At 65.0% G+C, this 17014-nt stretch carries 15 protein-coding genes; 7 read left to right on the top strand and 8 right to left on the bottom strand.

Going from position 1 to position 17014, the window contains the following annotated elements:
- Positions 1-55: 55 nt before the first annotated feature.
- The 5 genes from ACXJL8_RS12065 to ACXJL8_RS12045 all read right to left on the bottom strand — a co-directional run bounded on the left by ACXJL8_RS12065 (position 56) and on the right by ACXJL8_RS12045 (position 5569).
- Positions 56-1894, bottom strand: a complete 1839-nt coding sequence (locus ACXJL8_RS12065) for an AMP-dependent synthetase/ligase (RefSeq protein ID WP_456624197.1) — start codon at positions 1892-1894, stop codon at positions 56-58.
- 95 nt (positions 1895-1989) lie between these two features.
- Positions 1990-2778 (bottom strand): ABC transporter ATP-binding protein, encoded by a 789-nt coding sequence (locus tag ACXJL8_RS12060; RefSeq protein WP_456624196.1) that lies wholly within the window; start codon positions 2776-2778, stop codon positions 1990-1992.
- Between the two features lie 4 nt (positions 2779-2782).
- Positions 2783-3541, bottom strand: coding sequence for an ABC transporter ATP-binding protein (locus tag ACXJL8_RS12055; protein WP_456624195.1), 759 nt, complete (start codon positions 3539-3541; stop codon positions 2783-2785).
- The gene (locus tag ACXJL8_RS12050) at positions 3538-4689 is read right to left on the bottom strand and encodes a branched-chain amino acid ABC transporter permease (protein WP_456624194.1); all 1152 of its coding nucleotides are present in this window, start codon (positions 4687-4689) and stop codon (positions 3538-3540) included. The genes ACXJL8_RS12055 and ACXJL8_RS12050 overlap by 4 nt, the downstream gene beginning before the upstream one ends.
- 4 nt (positions 4690-4693) lie before the next feature.
- On the bottom strand, positions 4694-5569 hold the full coding sequence (locus ACXJL8_RS12045) for a branched-chain amino acid ABC transporter permease (RefSeq protein WP_456685033.1): 876 nt from the start codon (positions 5567-5569) through the stop codon (positions 4694-4696).
- A gap of 262 nt (positions 5570-5831) precedes the next feature.
- Between ACXJL8_RS12045 and ACXJL8_RS12040 the strand changes: the two genes are divergently transcribed.
- The 5 genes from ACXJL8_RS12040 (at position 5832) to ACXJL8_RS12020 (ending at position 10777) form a co-directional block, all read left to right on the top strand.
- Positions 5832-6581, top strand: a complete 750-nt coding sequence (locus tag ACXJL8_RS12040) for an ABC transporter ATP-binding protein (RefSeq protein ID WP_456624192.1) — start codon at positions 5832-5834, stop codon at positions 6579-6581.
- Positions 6578-8104, top strand: a complete 1527-nt coding sequence (locus ACXJL8_RS12035) for a permease (protein WP_456624191.1) — start codon at positions 6578-6580, stop codon at positions 8102-8104. The genes ACXJL8_RS12040 and ACXJL8_RS12035 overlap by 4 nt, the downstream gene beginning before the upstream one ends.
- Before the next feature lie 107 nt (positions 8105-8211).
- A complete protein-coding gene (locus ACXJL8_RS12030) occupies positions 8212-9024 on the top strand; it encodes an MBL fold metallo-hydrolase (RefSeq protein WP_456624190.1) in 813 nt (270 codons plus the stop codon).
- A gap of 65 nt (positions 9025-9089) precedes the next feature.
- A complete protein-coding gene (locus ACXJL8_RS12025; RefSeq protein WP_456624189.1) occupies positions 9090-9611 on the top strand; it encodes a hypothetical protein in 522 nt (173 codons plus the stop codon).
- Between the two features lie 113 nt (positions 9612-9724).
- Positions 9725-10777 carry an amidohydrolase family protein gene (locus ACXJL8_RS12020; protein ID WP_456624188.1) on the top strand — a complete coding sequence of 351 codons (1053 nt, stop codon included), beginning with the start codon at positions 9725-9727 and terminating at the stop codon, positions 10775-10777.
- Between the two features lie 77 nt (positions 10778-10854).
- Here the strand turns inward: ACXJL8_RS12020 and ACXJL8_RS12015 are convergent, their stop codons facing one another.
- On the bottom strand, positions 10855-11310 hold the full coding sequence (locus tag ACXJL8_RS12015) for a cupin domain-containing protein (protein WP_456624187.1): 456 nt from the start codon (positions 11308-11310) through the stop codon (positions 10855-10857).
- Positions 11311-11547: 237 nt separating this feature from the next.
- On the opposite strand from ACXJL8_RS12015, the gene ACXJL8_RS12010 reads away from it, so the two are divergent.
- The gene (locus ACXJL8_RS12010) at positions 11548-12102 is read left to right on the top strand and encodes a hypothetical protein (RefSeq protein WP_456624186.1); all 555 of its coding nucleotides are present in this window, start codon (positions 11548-11550) and stop codon (positions 12100-12102) included.
- Positions 12103-12244: 142 nt separating this feature from the next.
- On the opposite strand, the gene ACXJL8_RS12005 is transcribed toward ACXJL8_RS12010, so the two are convergent.
- Together ACXJL8_RS12005 and ACXJL8_RS12000 are read right to left on the bottom strand one after the other, a co-directional pair.
- Positions 12245-13501, bottom strand: coding sequence for an aminopeptidase (locus ACXJL8_RS12005; RefSeq protein ID WP_456624185.1), 1257 nt, complete (start codon positions 13499-13501; stop codon positions 12245-12247).
- A 112-nt stretch (positions 13502-13613) separates the two neighbouring features.
- Positions 13614-14975 (bottom strand): class-II fumarase/aspartase family protein, encoded by a 1362-nt coding sequence (locus tag ACXJL8_RS12000; protein WP_456685032.1) that lies wholly within the window; start codon positions 14973-14975, stop codon positions 13614-13616.
- A gap of 484 nt (positions 14976-15459) precedes the next feature.
- Here ACXJL8_RS12000 and ACXJL8_RS11995 point away from each other — a divergent pair.
- On the top strand, positions 15460-17014 hold a 1555-nt coding region (locus ACXJL8_RS11995), incomplete at its 3' end, for a winged helix-turn-helix domain-containing tetratricopeptide repeat protein (RefSeq protein WP_456685031.1).

Genomic DNA, 17014 nt, shown 5'->3' with positions numbered 1-17014 from the left:
GTATTGTGCGAAGGGCGGGGGCCATCGCTCCTTCGCTATTGTCAAACCAGATTGTCTAGGCCACCGCCCGCGCGCGATACATCGCGTCGATCTCGGCGGCGTAGCGCTTGTTCACGAAACCGCGCTTCAGCTTCATGGTCGGCGTCAGCTCCTCGTCCTCCGGGGTGAGCTGCCGCTCGATCAGATAGAATTTCTTGATGGTCTCGACGCGGGCGAAGTTGCCGTTGACCTGCTCGATCTCGCGCCAGATCAGGTCCTGGATCTCCAACGCCCGGCACAGGCTCGCATAATTGGTGAAGGGGATGTCGTGGTCCTGCGCGAACTTCTCGACGTTCTCCTGGTCGATCATCACAAGGCAGGTCAAATACGGCCGCTTGTCGCCGATCACCACCGCGTCCGAGATGTAGGGCGAGAATTTGAGCTGGTTCTCGATCTCCGACGGCGTGATGTTCTTGCCGCCGGAGGTGATGATGATGTCCTTCATCCGGTCGGTAATCCGGACGAAGCCCTCGTTGTCGATGGTGCCGACATCGCCGGTGTGCAGCCAGCCGCGCGGGTCGACGGTCTCCGCGGTCTTCTCCGGCTGGTTGAGATAGCCCATGAACAGGAAATCGCCCTTGATCAGGATCTCGCCCTCGGGCGACAGCGCGACCTCGCCCCAGGGCACCGCCCTGCCGACCGAGCCGAGCTTGATCTGCTCCGCCGGCATCATGGTCGCGACCCCGCAATTCTCGGTCTGGCCATAGACCTCGTGCATGTCGATGCCGAGTGCGAGGTACCAGCGGATCAGGTCCGGCGCGATCGGCGCCGCACCGGTGAACGCGATGCGGCAGCGATCGAGCCCGATCATGCGGCGGATGTTGCGGAACACCAGGCGATGGGCGAGACGGTTGGCGATCCGAAGCGGAAGCGGCGGCGTCTTTCCCTCAATCCGGCAATCCGTCATGCGCAGACCGACGTCGATGGCGCGGCGATAGGCCCATTGCTGAAGCGGCGTCGCGTCCTTCAGCGCGATGGTGATGGAGGAATAGAACTTCTCCCAGATGCGCGGCACCGCAAAGAAGACAGTCGGCTGCACCTCGCGCAGATTGTCCGGCACGGTCTCCGTGCTTTCGGCGAAATTCATCACCGAGCCGAGCGCGACCGAAATGTAATAGCCGGCGATCCGCTCTGCGACGTGGCAGAGCGGAAGGAAGATCAAGCGGTCATCATCCTGGCGAGCAGGAATGAAGTCGTTGGCATGGCGCATCTGATGCGTCACGCTGCGGTTGGAATGCATCGCGCCCTTCGGCGGACCGGTGGTGCCGGAGGTGTAGACGAGAACCGCGAGATCGTCCGCGCTGCGGCTGTCGATCATCTCCGGCCACCGCGTCTCGCGGCCGACCATGTGGTTGCGGCCGAGCGCGCGAAACTCGTCGAGCGACATCACCATGTCGTCGGAAAAGCCGCTGAGGCCCTCCATGTCGAACACGATGATCCTTTGCAGCGACGGACAGCGCGCGCGGCAGGCGAGGATCTTGTCGAGCTGCTCCTCGTCCTCGGCGAAAATCACCTTCGTCCGGGAATCGTTGAGGAGATATTCGACCTGGGACGATGCATCGGTCGGATAGATGCCGGAGGAGACGCCCCCGGCGCACAGGACGCCCATGTCGGCATGGACCCATTCGGGCACGGCATTGGCGATGATCGAGGCGACGTCGCCGGGCACGAAGCCGGTGGCATGCAGCGCGTAGGCGATCTCCTTCGATATCTCCAGCCATTCGCGCCAGCTGGTGGGCTGCCAGATGCCGAATTTCTTCTCGCGGATCGCGGGCCGGTCGCCACGCGTCTCCACCGCGCGCAAAAAGCTCCTTGCGATCGTGTCAGCGACCGTCAGCACCGCCGGTCGGGCCATGCACGTTCCCTCCTTGCCGCTTTGCCGTCCGCTGCCTGCCTTGCCGGCGGTCTATGTTCTGCGGACGGTCAGCCCATCTAACGCCAACTCTTGCTCTAACGCCAAGTTTTCTTCTTTTTCCAGCGCCGTTCGCCTCGGGCGCCTGCCTCCTTGGCGCCAAGGTAGAATTCCTGGATGTCCTGGGAATGCATCAAGCGGTCGCAGGTGTCGTTCATGACGATCCGGCCGATCTCCAGCACATAGCCGTAATGCGCCGTCTCCAGCGCCACCTTGGCATTCTGCTCGACCAGCAGGATCGACATGCCCTGCTCCTCGTTGACCCGGCGGATGATCGTGAAGATCTCCTTCACCAGGATCGGCGACAGCCCGAGCGAGGGCTCGTCGAGCAGCAGGAGCGTCGGCCGGTTCATCAGCGCGCGGCCGATCGCCAGCATCTGCTGCTCGCCGCCGGAAAGCTGGCCGGCCAGCTGGTTGATGCGCTCCTTCAGCCGCGGGAAGTAGCCGTAGACGCGCTCCAGATCCTCCGCGACGCCGTCGCGGTCCTTGCGCGGATAGGCGCCCATCATCAGGTTCTCGCGCACCGAGAGGAACGGGAACACCTCGCGCCCTTCCGGCACATGGCTCAGGCCCAGCCGCACGATCCTGTCGGCCTCCATGCGCTGGATCGGCCTACCCATGAACTCGATGGCGCCCTTCTGCGGATCGAGAATGCCCGAGATGGTCTTCAGCACCGTGGTCTTGCCGGCGCCGTTGGCGCCCAGCAGCGTGACGATGCGGCCGCGCGGCACCTCCAGCGAGATGCCGCGGATCGCCATGATCGGCCCGTAATAGCTCTCGATGTTGGAGAGCCTCAGGATGATCTCGGGTGTGACGGCGGCGACCATCGCGTCAGGCTCCCAGATAGGCTGCGACGACGTCGGGATGCTGCTGTACCTCGGCAGGCGAGCCCATCGCCAGCACCCGGCCGTAGTTCAGCGCGATGACGCGGTCGGAGACGCGGTTGACCAGCGACATGTCGTGCTCGACCATCAGCACGGTGACGCCGAGCTCGTTCTTCAGGTCGCGGATCCAGAACGACATGTCGTCGGTCTCCTCGACGTTCAACCCCGACGACGGCTCGTCGAGCAGGATCAGCTTCGGCTCCGAGCAGAGCGCGCGCGCCAGCTCGATCACCTTGCGCACGCCGTAAGGCAGGCCCGAGATCAGCTTGTCGCGGTAGGGCTCGAGATCGAGGAATTCGATCACCTGTTCGACCCGGCGGCGATGCACCTTCTCGTTGGCCCGCACGCTTGGCAGGAACAACAGCTCCTGCCAGAGCTGGGTGGTCGAATGGCGGTGGCGGCCGACCAGCAGGTTCGCGAGCACGCTCGCGTTCTCGAACAGCTCGATGTTCTGGAAGGTTCGGGCGATGCCGAGCCTCGCGATGTCGTAGGGCGGCTGTTCCGTGATGTCCTGGTCCTCGAAGAAGATGCGGCCCGAGGTCGGCCGGTAGATCCGCGAGATCAGGTTGAAGATCGAGCTCTTGCCGGCGCCGTTCGGCCCGATGATCGACAGGATTTCCCCTCTCTCGACCGCGAACGACACCGCGTCGACCGCCTTCAGCCCACCGAAATGCAGCGACAGATTCTCGGCGCGGAAATAGCTCATCGGTTCCGCTCCGACTTCACGTAGATCTTCTGCCGCTTGAAGGTGGCGCGCTTGTAGAGCGGGAACAGCTGGAAGAAGAGCTTGATCTTGAGCCAGCGGCCGTAGAGCCCGAGCGGCTCGAACAGGACGAACAGCACGATGATGATTCCGTAGATCGCGCCCTTCAGGCCGTTGAGCGAGGCGAAGGCGGCGACCTTGGACTGGACGTTGGCCGCGCCCTGCGCGCCGGCGCCGAACGTCGCGGCGATGCCGGCGATAATGCCGGGCATGTCGTCCTTCAGATAGGTCAGGAACGGATCGATCATGACGATGAAGATCGCGCCGAGCACCGCGCCATGCAGGCTGAAAGTGCCGCCGATCAGGATCACGATGATGAACTCGATCGAAAGCTGGAGCGTGAACATCTCCGGCGAGATGAAGGAGAGCTTGTGCGCGAACAGCACGCCGGCAAAGCCGGTGATCGCCGCCGAGATCGCAAAGGACTTGACCTTGTAGAGCGCGACATTGACACCCATGCTGCTCGCCGCCGTCTCGGAATCGCGGATGGCGACGAAGGCGCGGCCGGTCGGCGAACGCAGCAAATTGAGCGTGCCGACGATGGTCAGGACCAGCACGGCAAGGCAGAGGAAATAGAACGTCGGACTGTCGCGCGAGACCGTGACGCCGAGCAGCGACAGCGCCTTGATCCGCATGCCCTCGTTGCCGTTGGTGACGCTCTCCCAGCGCGCCAGAATCTCCTCGACGATCAAGGCGAAGGAGATGGTGGCGATGACGAGGTAGATGCCGGTCAGACGCAGGGCGGGAAAGCCGACCATCGCGCCGATGATGCCGGTCAGCAGCCCGGCAGCAAGGAAGTAAACCGGGAAGGGCACGTTGTATTTCTGCAGATACGCCGCGGTGTAGGCCCCGATCGCGAGAAATGCGGCATGCCCGAGCGAGGCCTGCCCGGTAAAGCCGGTCAGGATCAGCAACGCTACGCCGACGGTCGCATAGATGCAGACGAAGACGAGTTGGCTCATCAGATAGCTGGAGAGCACGTATGGCGCGATCAGGAGCAGCGCGAGCAGGATGCCGTAAGAGACGATGTAGCCCGAATGCGGAAACAGCCTGATGTCGTCTTCGTAGTCGGTCTTGAACAGGAAGCGCATGCGCTCAGACCTTCTTGCGGACGTGAAGGCCGAACAGGCCTTCGGGCTTGAGCAGGAGCACGGCGAGCAACACGATGTAGGGCGCGACGTCCTTCCAGCCCTCAGCCAGATAGAAGCCGGCCATGCTCTCGATCACGCCGATCAGCACGCCGCCGACGACCGCGCCGGGGATCGAGCCGAAGCCGCCGAGCACGGCGGCCGGGAAGGCCTTGAGGCCGAGCACGAGGCCGACATTGGAATGGATAAAGGTGATCGGCGCCAGCAGCACGCCGGCGCAGGTCGCGACCGCCGCGCTGATCGCCCAGACGATCGACACCACGCGCTTGACCGGAATGCCCATGTAATAGGCCGCCAGCATGTTCTCGGAACTGGCGCGCATCGCGGTGCCGAGCGTGGTCTTGTTKAAGAACAGATAGAGCAGCGCGCACAGGATCATCGTTGCCGCGATCACCGAGAGCTTATCGTAGGCAAGCACCAGCGAGCCGACGCGCAGCACGCCCTGGCTGAACGGCGTCTCGATCTTCAAATCGTCGGTGCCCCAGATCATGCCGGCGATCGAGCGCAGGAAATAGCCGAGCCCGATGGTCGCCATGATGATGGAGAATTGCGGATAGCCGAGGATCGGCCGCACCACCACCCGCTCGGCCACCATGCCGAACAGCGCCATCGCAGCCACCGCGCCGGCAAAGCCGATCCAGTAGTTCAGGCCCATCGTGCCGATGAAGGTGAAGGCGAAGAAGCCGCCCAGCATCATCAGATCGCCCTGGGCGAAATTGACGACCTCGGTGGCCTTGTAGACGAGCACGAAGCCGAGCGCGATCAGGCCGTAGACGCAGCCGAGCGCAACACCGCTGACCAGCTGCTGAACGAAATCCAGCATTGCCGCGCATCCTCCCGATACAACCAGCGGTTCTTCGTGACCGCCTTGTCGCATCTTGTGTCCAGTCGCTACGCGGTCGTTTCGCCGCGTTGGCGCCATTTGTCCGAAACCAATTCAGCCTGAACCGTCAAGCGCTGTCAACAAACGGTGACTTGCCTTTGGCCGGTCCCGGATGCCGGAATTTGCGGCAGCGCGATTCACCGCGCCGAAACATCTTCAAGTCATGGTCGCGGGCGATGCAAAACCGGATGGTATGGCCGTCATGAAGCCGGACAGCTCGGCGCTCGAAGTCCGAGGGTTAACGAAGCGTTTTGACCGTCTGGCGGTCGATGGCCTCGATCTCACCATTCACGCCGGTGAATTCTACGCTTTGGTCGGCCCCAACGGCGCCGGCAAGACCACCACCTTGCGCATGGTTGCGGGGCTGCTGCGGCCCGATGCCGGCGCGGTCTCGATCTTCGGCATCGATGCGCTCCAAAATCCGGTCGCCGCCAAGCAGGTGATGGCGTGGGTCTCCGACGAGCCCATGATCTACGACAAGCTGACGCCGCTGGAGTACCTCGAATTCGTCGCCGGGCTCTGGGGCATCGCCCCGTCCGTCTCGGAACCGGTCGCCGAGGAGCTGTTGAGCTCGCTCGGGCTCGAACCGCACCGGCACGAGCGCTGCGAGGGCTTTTCCAAGGGCATGCGCCAGAAGGTGGCACTGGCCGGCGCGCTGGTGCACCATCCCCGCCTCATCATCCTCGACGAGCCGCTGACCGGGCTGGATGCAGTCTCCGCCCGCCACGTGAAGGGACTGTTGAGCGAGCGCGTCCGCGCCGGCTGCACCATCATCATGACCACGCATATCCTCGAGGTCGCCGAGCGCATGGCCGACCGCATCGGCGTGATCGCATCGGGCCGTCTGGTCGCCGAGGGCACGCTCAGCGAGCTGCGCCAGCAGAACGGCCACGCCGACACCAGCCTGGAAGACCTCTTCATCGCGCTGGTGACGCTCCAGGCCGCCGCATGAGCTCGGCGACCGCGCTCTCCTGGTTTGCCCGTCACGAGCTCCGGCTCGCCTGGCGCGAATGGCTCGCCATGATGACCGGCGGCCGGCGCAAACGGGCGCGCGCCGCCGTCATCGGCATGATCTGCTTCGCCGCACTCCTGCACGTGCCGGCCTGGGCGGTGATCGGCCGCTTCGCCGATCTGCAACTGCCGCTCGACAAATCCTCGCTGATCGTGCTCTCGGCGACGATTTTTCTCGCCTGGACCCTGATGCTGTCGCAGGCCATCGAATCGGTGACACGGGTGTTCTATGCCCGCGCCGATCTCGACCTGATCATGTCGTCGCCCGCGACGCTGGCCAATCTGTTCTCGGTGCGCATCGCCGCGATTGCGCTGACCGTCACCGTGATGGCGCTGTTGTTCTCGACACCCTTCATCGATGTGCTGGTGATCGGCGGCGGCGCGCGATGGCTCGCGGCGTTCGGCGTCGTCGTCGCCATGGGCCTGTCGGCCGCGGCGATCGCGATTGCCGTCACCGTCCTGCTGTTCCGGCTGATCGGCCCGGCGCGGACGCGGCTCATAGCCCAGATCCTGGCCGCGATCATCGGCGCGGGCTTCGTGATCGCGCTTCAGGTCGCCGCGATCATGTCCTACGGCACGCTGTCGCGCATCACCATCCTGACCTCCGGCACCGTGGCCGCCCATGCCCCGGATGTCGACAGCATCTGGTGGTGGCCCGCGCGGGCGACCATGGGCGACAGCGAGGCGTTGCTGCTGCTGCTGGCGCTCGGGCTGGTGCTGCTCGGAAGCGTCATGGCGATCTTCTCGGGCCGCTTCGCCGATACCGCGATCGATGCTGCCGCTTACGGCAAGGCCGGCCGCCGAACCGCAAAGGAACGCCCGTTCCGCCGCGGATCGCGCCAGCAGGCGCTGCGGCGCAAGGAATTCATGCTGCTCTGGCGCGATCCCTGGCTGATCTCCCAGACCCTGATGCAGCTGCTCTATCTGGTGCCGCCGGCACTCCTGCTCTGGCGCAGTTTTGCCGACAGCTCGGCGGCGCTGACGCTGATCACGCCCGTGATCGTCATGGCCGCGGGACAGCTCGCCGGGGGCCTCGCCTGGCTGACGATCTCGGGCGAGGACGCCCCCGATCTGGTCGCGACCGCGCCGCTGACGCCGTCCAGCGTCATCCGCGCCAAGATCGAGGTGGTGCTGATCGCGATCGCCGCCATCTTCTGCCCGCTGGTCGCGGCGTTGGCCTTCGCCTCACCGTACCAGGCCGCGATCACCGCGGCCGCGGCCATCATCGGCGCGGCCTCCGCCACCGCGATCCAGCTCTGGTTCCGGGTTCAGGCCCGGCGCAGCCAATTTCGCCGCCGCCAGACCTCCTCGCGGCTGGCGACCTTCGCCGAGGCCTTCTCCTCGATCGGCTGGGCCGCCACCGCCGCGCTCCTGCTCACCCTGCCCGTCGCCGGCCTCATCAGCGGCCTGATCACAGCTAGCCTGATCGCCATCACCTGGAAGTTCAGCCCGCGGCGCGAATAAAAGGCGGGAATAAGAGGTGCGACACTGACGCGCTGTTGATCGTGTCGTGTTGGCCATGCGCTGCATTGCACGCTAGACTTCCCATCAAGTCATCGGGGACGGCTTTCATGCGGCGACTTGTTTCGGCGGCTCTGGCGCTGTTCGGCGCATTCTCCACCCCTGCCCTTGCCCAGCAGCCCCAGCGCAGCGAATGCCTGGCGATGGCGAACGCGGCGCCGCGCGCGATGCCGGTGGCTTTCCGGCAGGCGGCCGCCGCGGCCGAGGTCGAGATCACCTATGCCGGCCATTCCACCTATTACATCGACACGCCCGGCGGCTTGCGCATCGCGACCGACTATAGCGGCGCCTATCAGGTCGGCCGGCTGCCCGACGTCGTCACCATGAACCGGGCCCACAGCACCCACTACACTTTATTCCCGGACAGGCGCATTCCCCATGTGCTGCATGGCTGGGGCGAGGACGGCAAGCCCGCCATCGTCTCGGAACGCGTCGGCGACACCTTCATCCGCAACGTCACGACCGACACCCGCCGCTATTTCGGCGACGAGGCCGGGACCGACATGATCCGCGACGGCAACTCGATCTTCATCTTCGAGGTCGCCGGCCTCTGCATCGGGCATCTCGGTCATCTCCACCACAAGCTCGACGACAGCCATTTCGCCCAGATCGGGCGGCTCGACATCGTGATGGTGCCGATCGACGGCACCTACACCATGTCGCTCGACGGCATCTCCGAGATCACCAAGCGGCTGCGCGCCTCGGTGGTGCTGCCGATGCACCGCTTTGCCACCCCGCTCGACGACTTCATGCGCAAGATCGGCCAGCAATTCGAGATCGACCGGCGCTTGGAGCGCAGTTTCCGGATGTCGCGGGATGCGCTGCCGTCGACGCCGACGGTGATCATCCTCGACGGCGTCTGACGCGCAATTTTCTCCAAGCCGGCCGCGGCCCGGTCATGCTGATCTCCTTGCGACAGGAGATCGACATGAGCGATTTTGCCGGACTTTTGCACGCGAGCGGACCGAATCCGGAGCACGCAGCGGCGCTCCAGCTTTACGGCCGCTTCGTCGGCGACTGGGACGCCGAGGTCACCGCGCGCGCGCCGGACGGAACCCGACACACAGCGCCCGGAAAAATCCATTTCGGCTGGGTGCTGGAGGGACGCGCGGTGCAGGACGTCTGGATCATCCCCCGCCCCGCGGGCACGCCGGCCTTTCCGATCGCCGGCAACTGGTACGGCACGACGCTGCGCGTCTACGACCCCTCCATTTCCGCGTGGCGGATTTCCTGGTTCGATCCCGCGCGCTGCGTGTTCCGCCAGCAGATCGGCCGGCCGCATGGCGAGGACATCGTGCAGGAAGGCACGACCGAAGCCGGCGACCTGACGCGCTGGAGTTTTACCGAGATCACCGGCGATTCCTTCCACTGGCTCGGCGAGGTCAAGCCGGCTGCGGCAAGCGATTGGCGGCTGGTGGTCGATGTGAGGGCGAGGCAGCGCAAGGGATGACGGCAGTGCCCGGTGTGCTCGCGATGATGGGCGCGGTTGCGCAACGCGCGCTGCTGCGTGAAGAGATGAAGTGTTAGGCTCCCGGCACAAAAACAAAACGGGAGCGAACGCCGATGGCTGCAAGCGGTCTGCCTGCCAATACGAGCGGGCTATTCGTCGATCCGCGCGAGGACTGGCTCGCGCTGCATCAGGAGGAGATCATCGATCCGTTGCGGCCGATCGTCGATCCCCATCATCATCTGTGGAATCGCGGGCACCGCTATTTGATCGAGGAGATGGCTGATGACATCGCCTCCGGCCACAACATCATCGCCACCGTCTATGTCGACTGCCGCTCGATGTATCGCGCCCACGGGCCCGAGGCCTTCCGGCCCGTCGGCGAAGTCGAGTTCGCCAATGGCGTCGCCGCGATGAGCGCGAGCGGTGCTTACGGCAAGGCCGCGATCTGCGCCGGCATCGTCAGTCACGTCAATCTGCTGCTGGGCGATGCAGCCAAGCCGGTGCTGGAGGCGGAGATCGCCGCCGGAGGCGGCCGCTTCCGCGGCATCCGGCACTCCTCGGCCTGGGACGAGGACCCCGCGGTCGCCGGCATGTATGCGAACCGGCCGAAGGGATTGTTGCGGGATCCGGCCTTCCGCAAAGGCTTCGCCTGCCTGGCGCCGCTGAACCTCAGCTTCGATGCCTGGCTGTTTCATCCGCAGATCGGCGAATTGACCGAGCTTGCGCGCGCCTTTCCCGACACGAGGATCGTGCTCGACCATTGCGGCGGCCCGGCCGGCGTTGGCCGGTTTGCTGGGCGGCGCGAGGAGGTGTTTCCGCAATGGCGCGCGTCGATCCGCGAGATCGCGACCTGCGAGAACGTGGTGGTGAAGCTCGGCGGACTGGCGATGTGCCTGCTCGGCTACGACTTCCATCTGCGCGAGAGGCCGCCGTCATCCGAAGAGCTTGCCGCGGCCTGGCGGCCCTATATCGAGACCTGCATCGAGGCGTTCGGGCCAAGGCGCGCGATGTTCGAGAGCAACTTTCCGCCGGACAAGGGCCAATGCAGCTATCAGGTGATCTTCAACACCTTCAAGCGCATCGCGGCGCCGCTCAGCGAGGCCGAGAAGACGGCACTGTTCTCGCAGACCGCCAGGAATGTCTACAGCCTCGAACTGCCGGCATGACGAGAAGAGGGGCCGGGATTTTCATCCCGGCCCCTCTTCCGTCGTGGCCGCTGGGAAGCGTCCGTGAAACCTTGTTGTTAGCCGGCACCCATCAGCGAGGCGGGACGGCGCTCGCCGGTGGAAACGAACATCTTCTTGAGCTTGTTGACGACGCGGATCAGGAAACCGATCATGACCGGATTGGTCTTGCGGCAGAACGCGATCTTCTTGACGTGGCCTTCGACATGCCATTTGGCATGCGCGCCGTCGCGGAAGAAAATGACGTCGCCGGGGCCGTAGCGCTTCGGCGGCATGCCGTCGCTTTCGAGCACGATCGATCCTTCCATGATCATGATCGTCTCGTCGATGTCGTAGTACCAGTTGAAGCGGCCTTCGGTGCACTGCCAGATGATGGTCGAGGCGGTGCCGTCCGCGCTGGTGGACAGGATGTGCGAGCGCGAGACCGGGTTACCCTCGATGATCCAGGACGGCTCGATCGGCCGCAGCTCGAGATCCACATTGCAACTACCAGCTTCAATCAATGCGCGCGACATCTGCTTCCTCAGGGGATAAAATATGATTGGCCGGGTCCGAGCCCGGATTGTTTCGAAAGATGTCGGGAACGCTAGTAGCCGGTTTTTAATTCTTTCTTACGCAGGCTCCGACAATCAGCCGCAAGTTGCACGGGCGAGACGGTTAACGTCGCGATTTGCCTGCAAATTCGTGCAGATGAACCCATCTTTTCCCGGGTGCGACAAAACGCGCGAAGCGACCGAGATGSAGCCACGCCGATGCCCCTGACCCCCGAGGTTCTGACAGCCAACAGCGAAGTCGTCGCGTGGCTCGGCAGCTTCGACGTCTCCTTCGCGCCGGACGAGGAGCGCTGGTTCGTCATCGACGGCATCGAGAGGCCCCGCCAGATCGGCAGCGACGGCGCCGGCGGCACCTTCGTGCTGCTGCCGTCGGAGGATGTGCTCTACGTCTCATCGGAAGGCCGCGCCGGGATCATCGCAGGCACGTTCGAGGCGTTCGTCAAGCTCGTCGTCGCCTGCCCCTATTGGCTCGACATCCTCAAATTCTCGGCCGGTGGCGACCTCGCGGAAATGCGGCGCGCGGCAGATGCGCTGGAGGCGACACGCGACGACGAGGACGACATCAACGACGCCCGCGAGGCGATCCGCGACGCACTCGATTTGCCGGAAGCCGACGATCCGGTCGGCGCGCTCTATGACGCGGTCGCGGCCTCCGACGCCATCGTGCGAGCCACCGACGGCTGCCCGTTCACAACGCTGTTCAACCGCTTCAGCATCGACAGCAATCCGATGCTGCGCAACGCGGCGGCGTGAAGGGAGCTTTGAGGGTACGTGCTCGGCCTGCATGGTTGGAGACGCGCCGCAAGGCGGCGCTCCTCCGCAAAACGAAACCTCATCCTGAGGAGCCCGCCAGCAGCGGGCGTCTCGAAGGATGGGCAGCGAAACGCGATGCTTCTTACTTCGCCCACTCGCCCTTGCGGAACACCGGCACCTTGCTGCCGTCGGACAGGATGCCGTCGATGTCGGTCTCGGCCGAGCCGATCATCCAGTCGATATGGATCAGGCTCTGGTTGCCGCCCTGTGCCGCGATCTGCTGCGGCGTGAGCTGCGCGCCATTGACGAAGCACTTCGAATAGCACTGGCCGAGCGCGATGTGGGACGCCGCGTTCTCGTCGAACAGCGTGTTGTAGAACAACAGCCCGCTCTGCGAGATCGGCGAGGAGTGCGGCACCAGCGCGACCTCGCCGAGCCGGCGCGCGCCCTCGTCGGTGTCGAGCACCTTGTTCAGAACTTCCGCGCCGCGCGAGGCCTTGGCGTCGACGATCCTGCCGTCCTCGAAACGCACGGCGATGTTGTCGATCAGCGTGCCCTGATAGGACAGCGGCTTCGAGCTCACCACATGGCCATAGACCCGCCGGCAATGCGGCGTGGTGAAGACTTCCTCGGTCGGAATGTTGGCGTTGCAGCTGATGCCGTTCTTGGAGAGCGACGCGCCGCCCTCCCACTCATGGCCGTCGGCGAGCCCGATGGTGAGATCGATGCCGGGGCCGGAATATTGCAGCGCGCGGAAGCGCTGGCCGTTCAGCCAATTGGTGCGCTCGCGCAGCACCGCGTTGTGGCTCGCCCAATTGCCCATCGCATCCTCGCGATCGACACGGGACGCCGCGAAGATCGCGTCCGCGAGCTTGCCGATCGCAATGTCTTCGGGGTCGTTGGGGAAGACCTGCTTCGCCCAGGACGGGCTCGGATAGGCGATGATGTTCCAGTTGGTGTCGAAATTGACGATTTTTTCCAGAGCCGGCTGATAGGCCATGGAATTGGCCTTGCTGGCGCGCGCCACCTTCGAAGGATCCTCGCCGGACAGCAGCATGGGATTGTCGCCGACGATGGCGAGCCGCGCGGTGTTGTCGGAGAACGCCTTGGCCATGCCCTCGTAGAGCCAGCCGGCGGCGCGATCGAAGCTGTCGTCGTGGCCGTGGCGGTAGCGCGCCAGCGTCATCTCCTCGTCGGAGAGGATCGGCGTCACGACGCCGGCGCCGGCCTTGTAGGCATGCACGGCGATCCGCCGCACCAGCGGCAGCGCGATCGCAGGCGCCGTCAGCAGAAGATCCTGTCCCGGCCGCAAGCCCAGGCCCACCTTGACCGCGACCTCGGCCAGCCGGTCGAGTTTCACGGGGTCGATGGGGGTGGCGGTATTGCGTTGGTCGGTCATGCCGGGGCCTCGCGGAAAGTCTCTCATCCAATCTAAGTCTAGCATCCCATGGCGCAATAGCGCGAGCATCTTGAGATGTGCAGAAGATACGCAGTTTCACGCATCTTGGTTTTCAACGCGTTGCCGATTTCAGCACCCGGTCGACCATGGCGGGCGCAAGGCCAAGGTAATTTTTCGGTGAAGTCAGCGTCGCGATGGTCGCGCGATCGATTCGGCTCGATACGCGCGGATCGGACGACAGCGCCWCCGCCAGCGTCAGGCCCTTCTCGTTGGCGAGCCGGCAGGCGTCGTAGACGACGTCATGCGCCTCTTGCCGGCCGATCTGCGGCGCGAGGCCCATCATGACCGCTTCGGCCACGATCAATCCGCGGCTGATGGCGAGATTGTCGTTCATCTTCGCCTCGTCCACGATGAGACCGGCGAGCGCGAACCTGGCCTGGTGCAGGGCGCCGGCGGTCAGCACGAAACTTTCGGGGATCGCCATCCATTCGGCGTGCCAGGGACCGGTGGCGCGCTCGAAATCCTGCACCATGGCATCCAGCATCAGCCCGGCGTGCTGGCGCACCGCCTTGGACGCCGCCAGCATCAGCTCCGAGGAGATCGGGTTGCGCTTCTGCGGCATGGTCGAGGAGGCGCCGCGGCCCTTGACGAAGGGCTCGTAGACCTCGGCAAACTCGGTCGACGCCATGATCATGATGTCGAGCGCGATCTTGCCGAGCGAGCCGGTGACGAGCGCGAGGAAGTTCACGGCCTCGGCAAAACCGTCGCGGGCGACGTGCCAGGTCGAGGCGGGAACACCGAGCTTCAGCTCGGCGCAGAGCGCCTCCTGCACCGCAAAACCCTTGTCGCCAAGCGAGGCCAGCGTGCCGGCGGCGCCCGCGAACTGGCCGACCAGGACGCGCGGCTTCAATTGTGCCAGCCGCTCGGCGTGGCGGTCGAACATCGCAAGCCAGATCGCGGTCTTGTAGCCGAACGTCACCGGCAGCGCCTGCTGGAGATGGGTGCGGCCGGCCATCGCTGTGTCGCGGTAGCGTTTTGACAGATCCGCGAGGATGCCGCGCAGCGCGGCGATGTCGCGTTCGACGATCTCGAGCGCCGCGCGCAATTGCAGGACCACGGCGGTGTCCATGATGTCCTGCGTGGTCGCACCCCAATGCACATAGCGGCCGGCCTCGCCGCATTGCTTCACCATCTGGTGCACCAGGGGGAGGATCGGATAGCCGACGACATCGGTCTCCTGCCGCAACAGATCGAAATCGAGCGCGGATACATCGGTCCGCGCCGCGATCGCCTCGGCCGCCTCCTGCGGAATCACGCCGCATCTGGCCTCCGCCTTCGCCAGCGCCACCTCGACCTCCGCATAGCGCGAGACCAGAGCAAAGTCCGAAAACACCTCCCGCATCTGCGGCGTGCCGAAGGCGTCGCGGAACAGGATGGAGTCGATCACGGTGGTCGAGGCGGGAAAGGCGGGCATGGCGTTTCTTCGTGGTTGGTGTTGTTTGTATCGGTGCAGCTTACGCAGGCGTCGCCGTTCGGCAATGGACAATGCCGGTTCATCACACATTCGAAGTCGTGCATTGGTCTCGCCGCTGCGCGTCAAACCACCGGCTCCGTCATCCTGAGGTGCGAACCGTGCGACGCAACGCGTCGCGTGGAGAGCCTCGAAGGATGGCAGGCCGGGATGCAATCGGGCCGTCGCCCTTCGAGGGCCGCTGAAGACGCGGCCACCTCAGGGTGAGGGAATGTGCGTCGGCGATATCAGATTGAGTACGTGGCCTGCGACAGCCGACTCCAGCCGCCACATTCTGGTCGAGGCGGCATTCCTCCCCGCAAATGGCATGGCAGCCATCTTGCGATCGCGATGAACCAAGCGGCCTCCCGGCGGACTCACAGACTTAGGTCGAAATCCGTTTTGCTTTGTCATTGCCTGATTTTATTGTGAGGTCCGAGTTTTCGACGTGCAGTTTCTGTTCCGGGATCACCTTCTCGATACCGACCGGCGCGAGTTGAGTCGCGAGCTGGTTCCAATTGCCGTGGAACCGCAGGTCTTCGATCTGGTCGTCCACCTGATGGAAAACCGCGACCGGGTGGTCAGCAAGGACGAGCTGATCGACAAGATCTGGCACGGCCGCAGCGTCTCCGAATCCACCCTGACCAGCCGGATCAACGCGGCACGCAAGGCGGTCGGCGACAGCGGCGCCAGCCAGGCGGTGATCCGCACCATCGCCCGCAAGGGCTTTCGTTTCGTCGGCAACGTCGAGACGAAATCTGGGGCGGCGGCGACGAACCTCGACCATGAGGCAAGGCCGCCGCAAGCCGCGCTCGCGCTGCCCGACCGGCCCGCGATTGCCGTGCTGCCTTTCACCAACATGAGCGGCGACCGCGAGCAGGACTATTTTTCCGACGGCATCAGCGAAGACATCATCACCGCGCTGTCGAAGCTGCGCTGGTTCTTCGTCGTCGCCCGCAACTCCTCCTTCGTCTACAAGGGGCGCGCCGTTCACATCCACGAGATCGCACGCGAGCTCGGCGTCCGCTACGTGGTCGAGGGCAGCGTGCGGCGGAGCGGCGACCGCTTGCGCATCTCGGCGCAGCTCAACGACGTCTCGACCGGCAGCCATCTCTGGGCCGAGCGCTACGACCGCGAGCTGGCCGACATCTTCGCCGTGCAGGACGAGATCACCGAGGCGATCGTCGCCGCGATCGAGCCGCAGCTCTATGCCGCCGAGAGCTTTCGCGCCCAGCAGAAGCCGCCGGGCAGCCTCGACGCCTGGGACCTCGTGATGCGCGCGCTGTCGCACTACTGGCGCATCACGCGCGAGGACAATGCGGCGGCACAGGCGCTGCTCGAACAGGCCATTGCGATCGATCCCGCCTATGGCAAGGCGCTGGGCCTGCTCGCGACCAGCCATATTTTCGGCGCGCATATGGGCTGGGCCGACATGGACGCGACCGTACCGGTTGCCGAGCGCGCGGCCCTTGCGGCGGTGGAGGCCGATCGCGAGGATGCCTGGGCCCATAACGGCCTTGGCTATAGCTATTTGTTCCGCCGCCGCTTCGACGATGCGCTGGCGGAGTTCGAGCTCGCGCTGAAACTCAACCCGAATTTCGCGATGGCGTACGCCTTCCTCGGCGTGACGCTGTGTTACGCGGGACGGTGGCAGGACGGCGATGCCGCCGCCCGCCGCGCGCTGCGGCTGAGCCCGCGCGATCCGCTCGCGGCGATCTATTGCGGCGTCGCGGCCTATGCCCAGTTCATCGGCCGCAACTACGAGGGCGCCGTGCAGATGGCGCGCGAATCGATGCGGCAGCGCGGCGATTTCGTCGGCGCGCATCGCGTGCTGACCGCCGCCGCCGGCATGCTCGGTGATCCCGCGCTTGCGGCTGCCGCGCTGGAAGGACTGCATCGCGCCCAGCCCGCCATCTCGCTCGCCTGGATCACAAGCGAGCTGCCAATGCTGCGGGACGAGGATCGCGCGCATTATCTGGAAGGATTGCGGCGCGCGGGTATGA

Source organism: Bradyrhizobium sp. P5_C11_2 (assembly GCF_054049755.1).
Note: the sequence above shows the minus strand (reverse complement) of the source record. Positions and strands in the feature narration are given on the sequence as shown.

Coding starts and splice junctions, on each gene's coding strand:
- ACXJL8_RS12005 (WP_456624185.1), bottom strand. CDS start 13,501: ATGACCGACCAACGCAATACCGCCACCCCCATCGACCCCGTGAAACTC.
- ACXJL8_RS12010 (WP_456624186.1), top strand. CDS start 11,548: ATGCCCCTGACCCCCGAGGTTCTGACAGCCAACAGCGAAGTCGTCGCG.
- ACXJL8_RS12035 (WP_456624191.1), top strand. CDS start 6,578: ATGAGCTCGGCGACCGCGCTCTCCTGGTTTGCCCGTCACGAGCTCCGG.
- ACXJL8_RS12020 (WP_456624188.1), top strand. CDS start 9,725: ATGGCTGCAAGCGGTCTGCCTGCCAATACGAGCGGGCTATTCGTCGAT.
- ACXJL8_RS12040 (WP_456624192.1), top strand. CDS start 5,832: ATGAAGCCGGACAGCTCGGCGCTCGAAGTCCGAGGGTTAACGAAGCGT.
- ACXJL8_RS12055 (WP_456624195.1), bottom strand. CDS start 3,541: ATGAGCTATTTCCGCGCCGAGAATCTGTCGCTGCATTTCGGTGGGCTG.
- ACXJL8_RS12025 (WP_456624189.1), top strand. CDS start 9,090: ATGAGCGATTTTGCCGGACTTTTGCACGCGAGCGGACCGAATCCGGAG.
- ACXJL8_RS12015 (WP_456624187.1), bottom strand. CDS start 11,310: ATGTCGCGCGCATTGATTGAAGCTGGTAGTTGCAATGTGGATCTCGAG.
- ACXJL8_RS12065 (WP_456624197.1), bottom strand. CDS start 1,894: ATGGCCCGACCGGCGGTGCTGACGGTCGCTGACACGATCGCAAGGAGC.
- ACXJL8_RS12030 (WP_456624190.1), top strand. CDS start 8,212: ATGCGGCGACTTGTTTCGGCGGCTCTGGCGCTGTTCGGCGCATTCTCC.
- ACXJL8_RS12050 (WP_456624194.1), bottom strand. CDS start 4,689: ATGCGCTTCCTGTTCAAGACCGACTACGAAGACGACATCAGGCTGTTT.
- ACXJL8_RS12060 (WP_456624196.1), bottom strand. CDS start 2,778: ATGGTCGCCGCCGTCACACCCGAGATCATCCTGAGGCTCTCCAACATC.